The sequence below is a fragment of the Bradyrhizobium sp. MI1.7 genome (assembly GCF_055811795.1).
In genome coordinates this window covers 1-12,933 of the sequence record NZ_JBVVPO010000122.1, presented here as the reverse complement: position 1 = coordinate 12,933, position 12,933 = coordinate 1, and the positions used below count along the sequence as shown (strand labels likewise).

The window sequence follows — 12,933 nt, the reverse complement described above, 5'->3', positions numbered from 1 at the left end:
GTCAACCTGCCAAAACTCGATCCCGAACATCCCCGCACCCGGGTCCTCTCCGAAGACGAGATCAAGACGTTCTGGCACGGACTGGACCGCAACGACCTTCCCTATGACCGCCGGACCCGGCTCGCACTCAAGTTCGAACTGGTCACCATGCTGCGCTCGCGCGAACTGCTCGGCGCGCATCGGGATGAGCTGTTTGACCTCGACGGCGAGCATCCGCGCTTCGACGTGCTCAAGCGGGTCAAGAAGCGGCGGGTGATCCAGCAACCGTTATCCGATCTGGCGGTCGAGATCACCAAGGAGGCGCTCGCCTCGGATGATCAGCAATTTGTTTTCGAGAGCCCGATGTACAAGGGCCAGCCAGTTCACCGTAAAGCGATGGCCGACGCACTGCGTGGCACCAAGCACGAGAAGAACAAGGACAAGTCGAAGACCGCCGGTCTCTGCGAGCTGCTCGGTCTCAAGCCGTTCACGCCGCATGATCTGCGCCGGACGGCGGCAACGTTGGCGGTCGACCTTGGCTTTGACGATGCATGGATCGCAAAGTGCCTCGATCACGCCGCGAGCAAGAAATCGGAGCAGATCGCGCCCACCTTGACGGGTAAGGTCTACAATCACTCCAAGCGGATGAAGGAGAAGCGCGCGGTACTGGACGGCGTCGCGGCCGAGCTGCGGCGGATCGTCGGCGGGCCTGTCCCTAAGGCCCTGGCGCAGGAGGGGCCACGGCTCGCCGCCTGATTGCATCTGCCGACCGATTCTGAGTTAGGTCACAGCTCCCGCGGGCCTCTCTTCCCCTGCGCAGGAACGTACACAGCCAAGAAATGCTTTACAAATCAATGCGCAGGGCCAGTCGTGTATGGTCGGTGTCAAAAAGCGCCGCAAGTCCTGCACACCCCGTAGGGGGGCGGCCCGACGGCGTCCCGCAGCCCGAAATCCGCGACCTACGTCGGCTGCGCCGGTACAAGGCACCGCGCGCGCCGAGCCTGCGCGTGTTGGTGCGATGGGCCTTGAAGTGCAACAGCGCCGAGCAGCTCGGCCATCGTATTCCAGCGCTATGAGCGCCAGCAACGACGCCACGGCATCGAGCCGGCCGACACCCGCGCCGAGGCCAAGTTCGCCGAACAACTCGACAAACCGTTAGCCGATAGGCCAGACCAGCAAGGGGCGAACGTCACTGCAAATCGCGGTAGAGTCCAATCCCGATCATGAGCAGCGAGGCAGCTGCAAGAACTAGCGGGCAGATAAGCGGCAGCTTTTCCAGCACAGCGATAACGGCTGGCCGTCCGATAACAGTTCTTTTCACACGCGCGAAGCGCCAGCCTGCGACACCCATTCGGACGACTCCGTTTGGCCCCCAGCAGCGGCGGTCTGACTACTATCAGCGCGAAAGCGCTCGCCTGGCTAGGACTGGTCGGGCCGGAACCAAAGTGAAGGTAAAGAAATCCTTTCAACTTTGATGCGGGCCATCGTTGGCGCAAGCTCACAAACTTTTTGCGTGAATTACCAAGATAGAAATCGGCCTTTCTATTACGGCGTTCCAGTCGGCCCAACGAGCGGCGACCAAGGATCGATGACCAACCAACCACCATTGCGCGTCTTTTTCAGTTGCTTATTTTGCGGGGCGCTTCATAGCGCGATCCAAATAATGCGGCCGGTCGTGGGAAACGGACGCTTCGATTGTGAAGCGTGTGGGCGGTCCCTTCATCGATGGTGGAGCCGATACGACTTTACAGATTGGAAAGGGCCGCTCGACCCGTAAGGCCTCACCGGGTTACCGCACCTCGTCGGCCCCGCTAAAATGCGCCCATGACCGAACTCGGATTAGAGCCGGAGGTGATCCACTCACAGCCTAGGCGGAAAACCGCTGAACAACCTAACCTACTGATTGGGCCAGCGATTGTGAGCCCCACGACGTGCGTCAACTGTGACGATCACGGCTGGGTACCGGGACAGAACATCACCCTGATCAGATTTGGGCGACACAATCAATGAAGGTTGGCCCGAACGCTTCTTGCAATGCGCGCGAATGCGATCGGCCTTCAAAGAATCAAAAAGAACTTAGGAGCCAGTGAGCCCTTCTCACGTTGTTGAGGAAACAACCCAAGGAGGAACTCATGCGTCGCATCGCACTTGCAGCGATCGTTCTTGCCGCTGGCTTTACGCCGGTCATAGCTCAACAGAGCTCGCCATCGCAAAACCTGCAAAACGAAGCCGATAAAGGCATCAAGACTCACAACTCCGGTGCGTCGGGCTACGTCGGTGAACAGGACAGGCCAGGTTCCGCGGCGCAAGCGCCGGGCAGCAACTCCGGTCGCGCCGATTCCACGGCGACGGCGCCTAGCGCTCAGAATTCCGGGACCGGAATTGCCGGAGCACCTGGTAGCGAAAGCGGTCCCTCTCCCACCGGTACCGTGGGTCAGACCATGTCGACCCAGCAACAGGACTCATCCAATGTCAAAGGTCTGCCGGGAAACAAGAGCGGCCCGCCCGCCAAACGTTGACGGCTCGTTGCTCGAAGGCGCGTGGCGCAATCGCCACGCGACCTGATTGCTCATATACCGGCAGATTATCGGTCATGCCGGGCGGAAGTTCATCTGCTTGCGACCGTTCCGCCAGAAGCTGTTTCTCGGCTTCAAACCAGAAGGCCTCCATGTCCCCGTTTGGCTCGCCCGCTGCACGCCAAAGCTCGTAGGCACGAATACGAATGTCTTCCTGACTTAAGTTTGGCATCGGTCGCTCCTCCTATTGCGCAAACCTTGCTCTAAAAGTTCTCGCGATCGATCTTCAGTGCCGCCGGAAAACGTATCGACGCTTAAGTCTTGCGGTTGTCGTCCGAGCGGCATACTCGATGCGATCTATGTCGGCGTTATCGGCCGCAGTAACGTCCAAACGCCAATTCATGTCGTTCGGATAACCTTCGTCGCATTCGATTTCGACCGCGATGACTAATTCGCCCCCCGGAAAGCTCCGGATCTCCCGCAGTGCTATCAGCTCCAGATCCTTCCTTGACACGCTGATCATTGCGAGGCTCCGCCCGCCATTTCCTCCGACAATACGTTGTGTTATTGCCTCGTTCCTAAAGCGTGAGACGAACAGCATGCCGTCTTGTCGCACTGTCAGGCACAGCAGACCCCCTCAGTTCTGGAGGAACCAGGCTCTCCGCGGTTCATTGTCGCTCGAGGAGGACGCCATGACTGACACGCCATCCCAAACCCAAACCTCAACTTTCGCTGCCGCCAACGAAACGGTCCGCGAGGTCGCACGCGATGTCCGCGAGGGGCTCGGCGACGGCAAGCCGCCTGGCCAGTGGAAGGCTATCGTCAGCGACCTAACGCGCGAGGCTCCGCTCGCATCGCTCGGAATCGCCTTCCTGATTGGATATGTATTGGCGCGCCGTTGATCGCTCTCCGCTCTTGGCGTCGAGGAGGAGGAACGTGCGGCCCTTCGAAGCCGAGGCCGCAGCCAACGGCAAGAACGCCGAATGCGTCAAAGCGCGCTGGCCAATTTCCACGATAACCGCGGCACAGCCGCGACGCTGCTCGCTGAGGCCGGCGCAGAGATCGCCGAGGCGCTATGCTGGAGCGTCGACAAGGCGCAGAAGGTGATCGATCTCTACCTCGCCAGACGTGGCGTGCTGGCGGCCAATGCAATTTCGAGATCGAAAGACTGCACCACCGGAGTAGAAGCCAAGCAGCGGCTGCTGGAGGCGAATATGATTTGTGCCTTCGGTTTTGCGGTTTCTACGGCGTGATGCGTCGCAGCGATGGCGTCTGGTGCGCTGCGTCTAAACACTCTTGGAACCACCCATCGGACCATCGGTATGCATTCACCTTTGTTCTGCACGTGGATGCGCGTGCAGGAACACAGGCCGATGAGTTCGCATTGTCCATCAGTTTCATTTGTGCGTGAGGCCGATCATGCAAGTTCTTTGTAGAATGATCGCGATTGCAACAATCCCAGCTTGGATGGCGATCTACTCAACTCCTGCTGTCGGACAAAACTTCGATGACAGGTGGTCCATCATTCCAAGAGCTCACGCGGAGCCAGCTCCTGAAGGAAGCGACCAGACAAAGAAGGACGAAACGCAAACGCAACCTTCGACCACACAGCAAACGCAACCTCAGACTTCGGAAGAGCCCTCGAAAGATCGTTCAAGAGCTCAATCTCAGAATCGAGTCTTCTCCGGCACGGCCTCCTACTATTCTTATGCCAAAGGCAAGACAGCGAGCGGTTCATCGTTTGATCGTAATCGGCTAACAGCAGCGCACCGCCGCCTGCCCTTCGGTACCAAGTTGCGCGTCACCCACGGAAGCCGAAGCGTCATCGTCATAGTCAATGACCGCGGTCCGTTCGTCCGCGGTCGTGTCCTCGACCTTTCGTTGGCCGCGGCGCGGAGCTTGGGTATTACGGATCGTGGCGTGGCTCAGGTTCATGCGGAGGTGTTGTGAACATTCGACCACTCGAGGAGTATCGGACAGATCGCTTGTGCAGATAGATAGGTGACGAGCTACCAGCACCGCGCACACATCACCGCCGCGCGGGCGGCCAAGGGATACGCCGATGAAGCACACCGAAGAACGACCCTATGCTGACCCGGAAGCGGCCGCGCGCAAGCTCGTCGAGCTCGCAGCGAGCGTCGACCCTGTCCAGGACGGCCGGATCTATATCGAGAGGATCAACGCGCCCTTCTTGTTCAAGCTGAAGGGCAGCGGCAGCGAATTCGGCGCCGGGCTCAAACACGCGATCGAGCGCGGCTGGCTCCAGATGCACGAGAGCGGGACTTACGTGCGCTTGCTAGGCCCGGGCGGCCTACTCACTCAATAGATCAGGGTAAAGGACAACCAGCCCGAGAGAAGCGCGCAAAAACCAATTCCCACATAAGGCAATGCAAGGCGCATCGGGTATTCCCTCCGAGACGCGAAATATGCCGTCAGTCTTTCATGGCGGTCGGCCGACGACAACGAATCTGAAGTTGTATTCTTGCGCTTCTTGCGCCGCGCGCCACCTGCAGCATGAAAGAGGCCGCCAACCGAGGCGGCCTGCCTTAATGCCTGCTGATCGGCTCAAATCTATCGAGCCTGGTTGCGCCTTCCCAAAGCTCTACCGTGTACCCGTCTACAAGCAATTTGGCTCGCTCCCTAGCCTCCGCCTCATCGTGTACCTCAAGGTCAACTCGGAGCGTTATGTGCCCCTCATCATCGATTATGTATGCGCGAAACTCTCGCATGACTCCGCCCAAAACACCGCCTCGTTCCGAAGCAGGAACGCTATCGAAATTAGGCGACAATTTCAAACTAGGCCACTGAGCCCGGAAACCGGCTAATGAACAAAAATGAGGTACAGGAGGGCTGCCGCCAGCAGGACGCCCAAAACCGTATTGGCATTGGGACCCATCTTTGAATCCTCTGCCCGTGGAGGCCCCAGCATCGGGCCGGGGGGCGTAATGATGCTGGGGCTTCCGGACAGGCTTCTGTCTCGTGGGACCGAGACCGTCACCGCATAACACAAGCCGGGCGCGACATAGACGTTCCCAGCCAAGTTCTAAATCTCCCCTGCGTGTGGCTGTTTCACACAGCGCTCGCTCGGCCGATCGGGGTCCAGCTTGGTGCTACCCCTGCACCGTTGACGTTTTGCGCCGCGGGGATTCTGCCGAGCCAGGAACATCGTGGTTTTTGCCAAGTTTTCCCGACGCCATCGGGCTCGCCGAAGGTAACCTCTAGGCCCCGGCTCATCCCCATTTGGGCTGGGGCCCTTTTTTGGGAATTGTATAGGCGCCCGCACGACGAAAAGTTTCGCAAGAGTTCCTTCACCTTGATCTAGGGATACGGCCGGTGGGCAATAGCGGGAGATCGCTTCGCATGGAAGATGGCGCTCAGCCGTTACCTCGGATGCGAGATACACGAAAATGTCGGGCATAACTTTCGTTGTTTACAATCCGCCCCAGCTGGGGCTCCCGTACCTTGCCGTGATGATTGCACCGAACGGCGAAGTCGTAGCGGTGCCATTCGAAACTCCAGCAGAGGCCGAAAACCACAACATTGAGAGCGCTGCCAAGACTACGCGCTATGCGCCCGCGAGCAGTCGCGAATGACGCCCGCCATCTTGGGGCCAGCGCTACTCGTTAAGCAAACACGCGCAGCCTCGGCTTCGGGACGGGGCCGTGTGGGAGATGCACGGCCTTGTGCTTGGGGTGAGGGCCCGCCAGCTCAGCCAGCCCCGGCGGGCCTTCCCTCACCACGACGCGCAGTGGCTCGCGTTCGTTCCGCGGACCAAGGGATTGATAATTTGCGACGCGCTTGGATGCCGCTTTGATCGCGGCATGCTTTGCCCTACCCGCCGCCACACGCCTACGCACCCCGACGGGCGACCACTCAAGATCACCTTCGGCGAGATGCGCGAGATGGGCTTGCGTGGCGTCCTCATCTATTGCCACTGCGGCCATCACGTTGCTTTCGGCACCGATCGCTGGCCCGACGATGTCCGGCTGTCAGATGTCGAGCCGCGCTTCGTCTGCACCGCCTGCGGCGGGCGCGGCGCAGACGTACGACCGGACTTCAACTGGAACGCCAAAGGGCCAATCGGTGGCATGGGGTATCGGTAGGCACCGTTTGGAACAAAGGGCCATCCAGCTATAATCGCTGACGATTCTTCATGGAGGCTCATTCAGCTGAAATGGCAAAGGCATCTAAGCTCGTTGCAGCCAAACGTGGCAAAGTTCTTTTGGTGAGGCGCCGGAGCGATGGTTTGTGGATGTTTCCCGGCGGCCGGAAGCGGTCGCGAGAAACCGAAAAGGATTGCTTGCGACGGGAGATCAAGGAGGAGTTGCCGCGGCTGAAGCTCGGCCGGCTGAGCCTCTGGAGAGAGGTGAAGATCAAGAACAAGTACTCCGGCCGCAAGATGAGCGACGCGATCTTCATCGCCAAGGGAGCCAAGGGCAGGCTCGAGATCGGCGACAAGAAGGAGATCGACCGCGCCGTTTGGCAAAAGCCCCGTGGGGTGCGCCTGACGCCAACATCACGCTTTATTCGCGACCGGCTATTTCCGAGAAAATCTAACCGGTGAATGACTGGCCGAGGATGGCGTCGGCCTTTCGAGGATCCCATCTGTATCGGCGACCGCGTACTGCGACGCTGCTCGACGCCGGCGAATACATTGCCGCACTGCCGAAGAAAGAGCACGCCGCGCCGGAATGGCAAGCAGCGATGGAAGCCTTGATCCTGGTGGCGGAAGGTGGCGGCCCGACGATGTTTGCCCGCATCGGGGTCGTGCGAGCCCTAAACCGGCACTACGTCCCAGAGCTCAACCCGAAGGGCAAAGAGCCGCACTGGGGGCGGCGGAAGCTGAAGAGGGATCAATGAACCGAGGCCGCCAATTGAGGCGGCCTCTATCCGGATCTTAACGTGAGGCAGAATGGTACAGATACCCCTGCGGGTGTCCTAATTAGGACAGCGCCGTATGACTTCCTTGAGCAAGCGCAACGGATGCTAAAGCCCGAGGTCGGATAGGCTGGGATGATCCGCGGGACGCGGGGCGCTACGGTCCCAATGATACTTGCGCTCCGATGCCTTGATTGGGAGGTCGTTGATGCACGCGAACCTGCGTCGCATCAGTCCATCTTCGTTGAACTCCCAGTTCTCGTTCCCGTACGAGCGGAACCAATTTTCCGAGTCGTCGTGCCATTCGTACGCGAAGCGAACGGCGATCCGATTTTCATTGAAGGCCCAGAGCTCCTTTATGAGCCGATAATCCAACTCCTTAGTCCACTTCCTAGTAAGAAACGCGACGACTTCCGCGCGTCCTTTCGCGAACTCGGCCCGATTTCTCCAATAGGTATCGGTCGAGTACGCCAAGGCGACCTTTTCTGGGTTGCACGAATTCCAGCCATCCTCGGCCTGCCGTACCTTGATGATGGCGGTTTCACGTGTGAACGGGGGAAAAGGGGGGCGGCTCTCGGACATTTGGGGCTCCATTGGCGAGATTAACTAGAGACCTTCACAACAGTTACTCTAGTGGCATCAGGGCGGCCGTCGAGAACCGACCTTGCAAATTTGCACGATCCTTTTTGACGCACCCTGTTACCACATTGTCCCGACTTGGCGTCGGGCACGGTGTGCAATCAAGAAGCTGCTCTGGCAGCTAAGCGGAGCCCTCCTTCAGCACGTGCATTTAACAAACTGCCTGTTTTTCCCGGTGTATCACAACCACGTGCACGAAATTCTTTGATGAGCCCACGAAACACAGTGGAAACACGCCAGGCCTAACGCTCCCCGCTTGGAATTGAAGAGGGGAGTTCCAAATGACGATTTTCGAAGTGATTGCTGTCGCACTTTCCGCCGGCGTTCTGCTTTCGGCATATGCCTCAGACCTGGGCGCTGACGTTGTCCTAGCGATTGTCTCCTGCCTTACCTGATGAGAAGGCCCGCCAGCGTGAACCGGCGAGCGCAGTCACAACCTGTGGCACGCCCATTGCAAAATTAGCGCTAACTGGGATTTCAGTGCTCAGTTTGAGAATGAGACGCTGCCGGGACATGTATTTCGAGCTCGGCAGCGTTCTATTTTGAGACTAGTGGGACAGCCAGCCATGCGTCATCATCCACTGGTGGGCTCCCGGGAGTGCTAGGCCCGCCAGCGTGCACTGGTGGCCCCTGAAACCTTCCTAGGTTTCGTGCGTAGGACCTATATCCGAGGTTTTTGTTAGGTCCCATCTCGGGGCTGGAAATGAACACCGCCGCCGGGACATGTATTTGAGCCCGGTGGCGTATTTCCTTCTCTGCTTCCTTCTTCTCCTAGCATGCCGTCAGTCGCTCCCAGTCACGCTTCCTGTGCGTTCAGCGCCGCCGCTTCATGCTGCCCCTGCTTGAACCCGGCTCCTACGCCCGACTCTACTCGGATCTGCTCCTAGATGCCGGCGCCGGTGAAGGCGGCGAAGGTGTCGCGAACACGCGCGGACATAGCCGACCAAGATCCCGCCGTCTCGATGAAGCTGCCGAAACCAGGCCCTGTCGCTGCACCTCATGCAGGCTGCGCTCTCGCCGACACCGACGTCCAGTTTAGCGAGAGTTCTGAGATCGACGGGGGCGAGATGTTTGCCCATGCTTGCAAGGTCGGGCTCGAAGCCGTCGTCTCCAAGTGCGTGACAGCAATTGTCCGTCGCGAAGCTGAATTGAGGGTCGGCCAAAAGATGCACGCGGCTTTCGAAGCCTCTGCAAGTCTAATGGCTGGAGCTTCGGGCAATGAAATAGTCCTCAGTATCGACGGCATGTCGCGGCGAATGCGAAGCGACTGGGCGGGCTCAATTCGGGTCGGAGTCGAAAACGTGCGCTCAGGCGGATCGCTGTCCAGACGGAACTAGCTTAACGGCATTAGGTGAGAGAAACTGACGGATTAAAAGCCGTCAAAGACGTTCGAAGTTGCAAAGGTGCGACAGGGGATCAACGAACATGAGATGTCGGCCTCAGTAAGTGGGACTTTCGGAACGTCGCGCTGCATAGCAGGTTGTCGTCTGGCAACGACCTTGGTCGATCGTCATCCTTGGAGTGTCAGATGAGCAAACGTAAACCGGCAACGGCGTCAAAGCACGCCCGCCGCCCGAGAATGGTCGCGAAGGCCCAACGGACTGCGCAAGCTATTATCAGAAGCCCGAAAGCGGGCGTTCCGCCCGTGAGCGCAGATTCGCAGCAAGACGCCCTCCCCGTTAAGAATCCGCTTCTTGTCACGGATGCAGCCCTACAAAATGACTCCAAACAGATGACGGAAAACAATTCAAAGAGAGGGGTTGATATTCTTTCTTCAGCCAACGCAAACGTGCGAGCTTATCAAGCGCAGCTACTGGAAATGGCACAAACCAACATGCAATTTGCTTTTGAATTCGCTCAAAGGCTTGCGATGATTAAGGCGCCCCTTGAATTTCCCGGTGTAATCGCAGAATTCACAAACAAGCGGATCGCCATGTTCCGGAAGCATTCCTCGGAGATGGCTGAACTAAGTACCAAATCGTGGACTTTCTAAAAGCCAAGCTCACCCCAATTAAGGACGTTTCCGCTCTGCACCGATAGCGGCCTTTCGGATAGTTACTATTGGCCCATGCCCGAACCAGCTAATCGTGTTCAGAGATGCTTCTGAACCCGAAGCGGGACGACGAGAGTAGTATCAGGCTCTACGTCAGACGTATTCACTGACGCGCAACACCCGCATTGAATAGATCAGCTCTTCAATTCCAGCGAGAAACGACTGCGAGAACTGCGCATGCCGGAAGGCTTTCGGGGTGGAGGTCGACAAGAACGGCTGGCGCCCACTGAGGCGCGTGTACGGGTGAGTGGCCCCAAGCGCCTCCGGGGCTCGAGAGGAGCGGAGACGCCGGGACCGCCACGACGCACCGGCTCAAGGCTGGGCGTCGGTAGATATTCTCCGCCCCTGGATTCATCGCAGGCTCTAACAAATGTTGAGCGTTCGAGATTAACTTTGCCGAGAACTCTTCTCTCATGTCGGCGCACGAGCCAACCGTCTATCTGGTCGCCAACGACTTTGGACAGGCTGGCCGTGCCTGGCGCGAAGCCGACCTTGAGACTGCGAATCTTGAAAGCGTCATTCAAGATCTCCTCGTCGGCGATATTGCAGGTCGATCAAGGTCGTCGCCGTCAACATGGAGAGCGCTGGTCCGAGAGGGATGTTGCATCGCTGCAATCTGCAACTGAGCGACGTCCCGTCGTATCTCAGGAGTTCATAAGCCTGCGCCTCGTATAGCGATGGCCTTCCAACGGAAAAAGCTGGAAGCGCATGGCATCAAGGCGCCGTTTCCCGTTTCGTGCAGCCGGTACTCGCCTCCGCGATCGAGCGATGGATTCACGAAATCAAGTTCGACGGCTATCGGGCGCAGGTCCAGATGCCCACGAAGTCGTCAAGGTCTTCACGCGGTGCGGCCACGGGCTGGACCTGTCGCATCCCTAGCCGCTTGCGCCGTCGGCCGATCGCGACCATGGTAACGAAGAGGAGCGCTCTCAAACAAACAAAAAGTCATTCGCCGTCATCAAGTCGGTGAAGTTTGCAAGCGTTACCTGATCAGCTCCCGCCATGATAATGGTGCTAGTTCCGCTCTGGGTGATGACAAGGTCACCAAACGAGTGCACACCCGCAACGTCAATGAAAGCGATCCTATCATCCTGGCATTGGCTGAAATCTTGGATGAGATTGTTGGCTCCAACAGTCATTAGACCATTGTCCTTGAATACAAACGTATCGGAACCTCCATGAGCATTGCCGCTCAGTTCACCATCTCCCCACATCTCATTGCTGACTGTGCAACCTTGCCCAGCCGTCCCCGCGTATAGGACATCGCTGCCGCCCTTAGCACGACCTGAAATTTGCGCCGCATCGCCCCATAAGAAGTTGTCGACCCGGCCGCTGTCAACGGCGTGGCCCCCGAAGATAAGATCATCGCCTCCTTGGGTCGCCCCGCCCATGACTTGCGCGTCTCCATAGAGCTGGTTCACAACATCCGTCACCGAACTGTCGCCGCCGCTGAGACTGTCATTACCTCCGCTGGTAGCGTCGAGCATCGTAACAGCATCGCCAACGGCGAAGTTCTTGGTACCCAGCAACGTCGCAAGGTCGTTCCCGCCTTGCGCATGGCCGGACATTGTGGCGCCGGCGTCCCCGTAAAAAGACACCGTGGAGCCGCCCTCGTTTATGAAAGTATCGTTGCCACCCTTGGCAAAGCCGGAGATGTCACCGCCGGCATCGCCATAGAAGGTCTTCGACATGATCGCCCCACCGGAGCCCGTGAAACGGTCGTCGCCTCCCTCAGCATGGCCGGACATGTTGCCTCCGGCATCACCGTAGAACACCTGCGTTGCGAACAAGGCCCCGTTGAAGGTGTCGTTGCCACCTTTGCTGTGGCCGGTCATGTCACCGCCGGCATCCCCGTAGAATGTGTTGCCTGAGTCCGTTCTGGCGGTGAATGAGTCATCGCCGCCCTGGGCGTGACCGGACATGTTGCTTCCGCTATCACCAAAAAAGATGTTTCCAGCCTGCCTAGAGCCCTGAAAGCTGTCGTCCCCGCCCTTGCTATGGCCAGACATGTCGCCGCCCGCGTCACCGTAAAAGGTGTGGGTGCCGCCCTGTACCGTCTGAGTTATGAAACTGTCATCGCCGCCCTGAGCATGACCCGACATGGCGCCGCCAGCGTCGCCGAAGAACGTATTGATTTGCTGTCTGCCGGTACCACTCAAGAAGGTATCGTTGCCGCCCTTACTTTGGTCCGACATGTCGGCACCCGCGTCGCCGTAGGCAGTGACACTGGTCGCGGTGAGTCCGTTAAAAATGTCATCGCCGCCCTGAGCAGAATCGAAAATACTGCCGACCACGTCCCCATAGAATGTGTAGTTGGAAGGTCCGATTTCATCGAAAGTGTCGTTCCCTCCCTTCGAGAAGTCGAACATGCTGCCACCAGCATCACCGAACGAGGTCGGTGCGCCTGGGGTGCCTATCAGGTTGTCGTCGGTGCCGAATTGATGATTGACCAGGTCACCCGGGGTAAGCGGAACAGGCTGCCTGCGCATCGGAAGTCCTCCTCGGCTGCATCCAATACAATCTTAGGCTGTTTCGTCAGGCCAGCGAACCAACTATAAGTGGGTACATCCTTTAAGCCATCCCGTCCTAGAGGCCGAAGACGTCGCGTCTCGCTTCATCTAACCGGGATGAGGTATGGGCGGCTAGATCCGCTTTGGGTCACACGGCGACATGCCGAGATCTCGCCACGTGACAACTACATGCCGTAGCTTGCTCTTCCTGGCGCGGCTCCGAGACCCATCAATTCCCGATAGCGCAACAGCACGGCTTCGCGTAGCGCACGGCTTGAGCTCGATACGGAGCCGACTCCTAAGACGATCAGCAGCAAGCCCAACCAGGTCACGCCCAGGGCGGCGATGACTCATTCAC

General features: G+C 58.5%; 13 protein-coding genes and 1 pseudogene. 9 read left to right on the top strand and 5 right to left on the bottom strand.

The features are described from left to right. A partial coding sequence (locus AC0L3X_RS44965) for a site-specific integrase (protein ID WP_473317501.1) occupies positions 1-735 on the top strand: 735 nt, incomplete at its 5' end. A gap of 433 nt (positions 736-1,168) precedes the next feature. Here AC0L3X_RS44965 and AC0L3X_RS44960 read toward each other — a convergent pair. The 3 genes from AC0L3X_RS44960 to AC0L3X_RS44950 form a co-directional block, all read right to left on the bottom strand. Continuing rightward, positions 1,169-1,330: a hypothetical protein gene (locus AC0L3X_RS44960; RefSeq protein ID WP_187387746.1), complete on the bottom strand. Its 162-nt coding sequence runs from the start codon at positions 1,328-1,330 to the stop codon at positions 1,169-1,171. Positions 1,331-2,451: 1,121 nt separating this feature from the next. Then, positions 2,452-2,727 (bottom strand): DUF2934 domain-containing protein, encoded by a 276-nt coding sequence (locus AC0L3X_RS44955; protein ID WP_063984129.1) that lies wholly within the window; start codon positions 2,725-2,727, stop codon positions 2,452-2,454. 54 nt (positions 2,728-2,781) lie between these two features. Then, positions 2,782-3,018, bottom strand: a complete 237-nt coding sequence (locus tag AC0L3X_RS44950) for a hypothetical protein (RefSeq protein WP_245285774.1) — start codon at positions 3,016-3,018, stop codon at positions 2,782-2,784. 169 nt (positions 3,019-3,187) lie between these two features. On the opposite strand from AC0L3X_RS44950, the gene AC0L3X_RS44945 reads away from it, so the two are divergent. From AC0L3X_RS44945 to AC0L3X_RS44915, 7 genes and pseudogenes are all read left to right on the top strand, one after another. After that, the gene (locus AC0L3X_RS44945) at positions 3,188-3,397 is read left to right on the top strand and encodes a hypothetical protein (RefSeq protein WP_028160561.1); all 210 of its coding nucleotides are present in this window, start codon (positions 3,188-3,190) and stop codon (positions 3,395-3,397) included. 81 nt (positions 3,398-3,478) lie between these two features. After that, complete coding sequence (locus AC0L3X_RS44940; RefSeq protein WP_063984130.1) at positions 3,479-3,748, top strand: hypothetical protein; 270 nt, start codon at positions 3,479-3,481, stop codon at positions 3,746-3,748. A 166-nt stretch (positions 3,749-3,914) separates the two neighbouring features. Beyond that, positions 3,915-4,445 (top strand): septal ring lytic transglycosylase RlpA family protein, encoded by a 531-nt coding sequence (locus AC0L3X_RS44935; protein WP_245285773.1) that lies wholly within the window; start codon positions 3,915-3,917, stop codon positions 4,443-4,445. Between the two features lie 112 nt (positions 4,446-4,557). After that, positions 4,558-4,821, top strand: coding sequence for a hypothetical protein (locus tag AC0L3X_RS44930; protein WP_063984131.1), 264 nt, complete (start codon positions 4,558-4,560; stop codon positions 4,819-4,821). 1,495 nt (positions 4,822-6,316) lie between these two features. Continuing rightward, a complete protein-coding gene (locus AC0L3X_RS44925; RefSeq protein ID WP_063986488.1) occupies positions 6,317-6,598 on the top strand; it encodes a hypothetical protein in 282 nt (93 codons plus the stop codon). A 71-nt stretch (positions 6,599-6,669) separates the two neighbouring features. Next, positions 6,670-7,059: an NUDIX hydrolase gene (locus AC0L3X_RS44920; protein ID WP_084795202.1), complete on the top strand. Its 390-nt coding sequence runs from the start codon at positions 6,670-6,672 to the stop codon at positions 7,057-7,059. Further along, positions 7,060-7,355: pseudogene (locus AC0L3X_RS44915) on the top strand (hypothetical protein). A 126-nt stretch (positions 7,356-7,481) separates the two neighbouring features. Here the strand turns inward: AC0L3X_RS44915 and AC0L3X_RS44910 are convergent. Continuing rightward, complete coding sequence (locus tag AC0L3X_RS44910; RefSeq protein ID WP_063986489.1) at positions 7,482-7,955, bottom strand: nuclear transport factor 2 family protein; 474 nt, start codon at positions 7,953-7,955, stop codon at positions 7,482-7,484. Between the two features lie 1,585 nt (positions 7,956-9,540). Here AC0L3X_RS44910 and AC0L3X_RS44905 point away from each other — a divergent pair. Further along, a complete protein-coding gene (locus AC0L3X_RS44905; RefSeq protein ID WP_063984134.1) occupies positions 9,541-10,005 on the top strand; it encodes a hypothetical protein in 465 nt (154 codons plus the stop codon). A gap of 989 nt (positions 10,006-10,994) precedes the next feature. On the opposite strand, the gene AC0L3X_RS44900 is transcribed toward AC0L3X_RS44905, so the two are convergent. After that, positions 10,995-12,554: a hypothetical protein gene (locus AC0L3X_RS44900; RefSeq protein WP_283018612.1), complete on the bottom strand. Its 1,560-nt coding sequence runs from the start codon at positions 12,552-12,554 to the stop codon at positions 10,995-10,997. Positions 12,555-12,933: the final 379 nt, after the last annotated feature.

Excerpts from the sequence above, each read along its gene's own strand:
- AC0L3X_RS44960 (WP_187387746.1), bottom strand. The coding sequence starts at position 1,330 with ATGGGTGTCGCAGGCTGGCGCTTCGCGCGTGTGAAAAGAACTGTTATC.
- AC0L3X_RS44955 (WP_063984129.1), bottom strand. The coding sequence starts at position 2,727 with ATGCCAAACTTAAGTCAGGAAGACATTCGTATTCGTGCCTACGAGCTT.
- AC0L3X_RS44950 (WP_245285774.1), bottom strand. The coding sequence starts at position 3,018 with ATGATCAGCGTGTCAAGGAAGGATCTGGAGCTGATAGCACTGCGGGAG.
- AC0L3X_RS44945 (WP_028160561.1), top strand. The coding sequence starts at position 3,188 with ATGACTGACACGCCATCCCAAACCCAAACCTCAACTTTCGCTGCCGCC.
- AC0L3X_RS44940 (WP_063984130.1), top strand. The coding sequence starts at position 3,479 with ATGCGTCAAAGCGCGCTGGCCAATTTCCACGATAACCGCGGCACAGCC.
- AC0L3X_RS44935 (WP_245285773.1), top strand. The coding sequence starts at position 3,915 with ATGCAAGTTCTTTGTAGAATGATCGCGATTGCAACAATCCCAGCTTGG.
- AC0L3X_RS44930 (WP_063984131.1), top strand. The coding sequence starts at position 4,558 with ATGAAGCACACCGAAGAACGACCCTATGCTGACCCGGAAGCGGCCGCG.
- AC0L3X_RS44925 (WP_063986488.1), top strand. The coding sequence starts at position 6,317 with ATGCTTTGCCCTACCCGCCGCCACACGCCTACGCACCCCGACGGGCGA.
- AC0L3X_RS44920 (WP_084795202.1), top strand. The coding sequence starts at position 6,670 with ATGGCAAAGGCATCTAAGCTCGTTGCAGCCAAACGTGGCAAAGTTCTT.
- AC0L3X_RS44910 (WP_063986489.1), bottom strand. The coding sequence starts at position 7,955 with ATGTCCGAGAGCCGCCCCCCTTTTCCCCCGTTCACACGTGAAACCGCC.
- AC0L3X_RS44905 (WP_063984134.1), top strand. The coding sequence starts at position 9,541 with ATGAGCAAACGTAAACCGGCAACGGCGTCAAAGCACGCCCGCCGCCCG.
- AC0L3X_RS44900 (WP_283018612.1), bottom strand. The coding sequence starts at position 12,554 with ATGCGCAGGCAGCCTGTTCCGCTTACCCCGGGTGACCTGGTCAATCAT.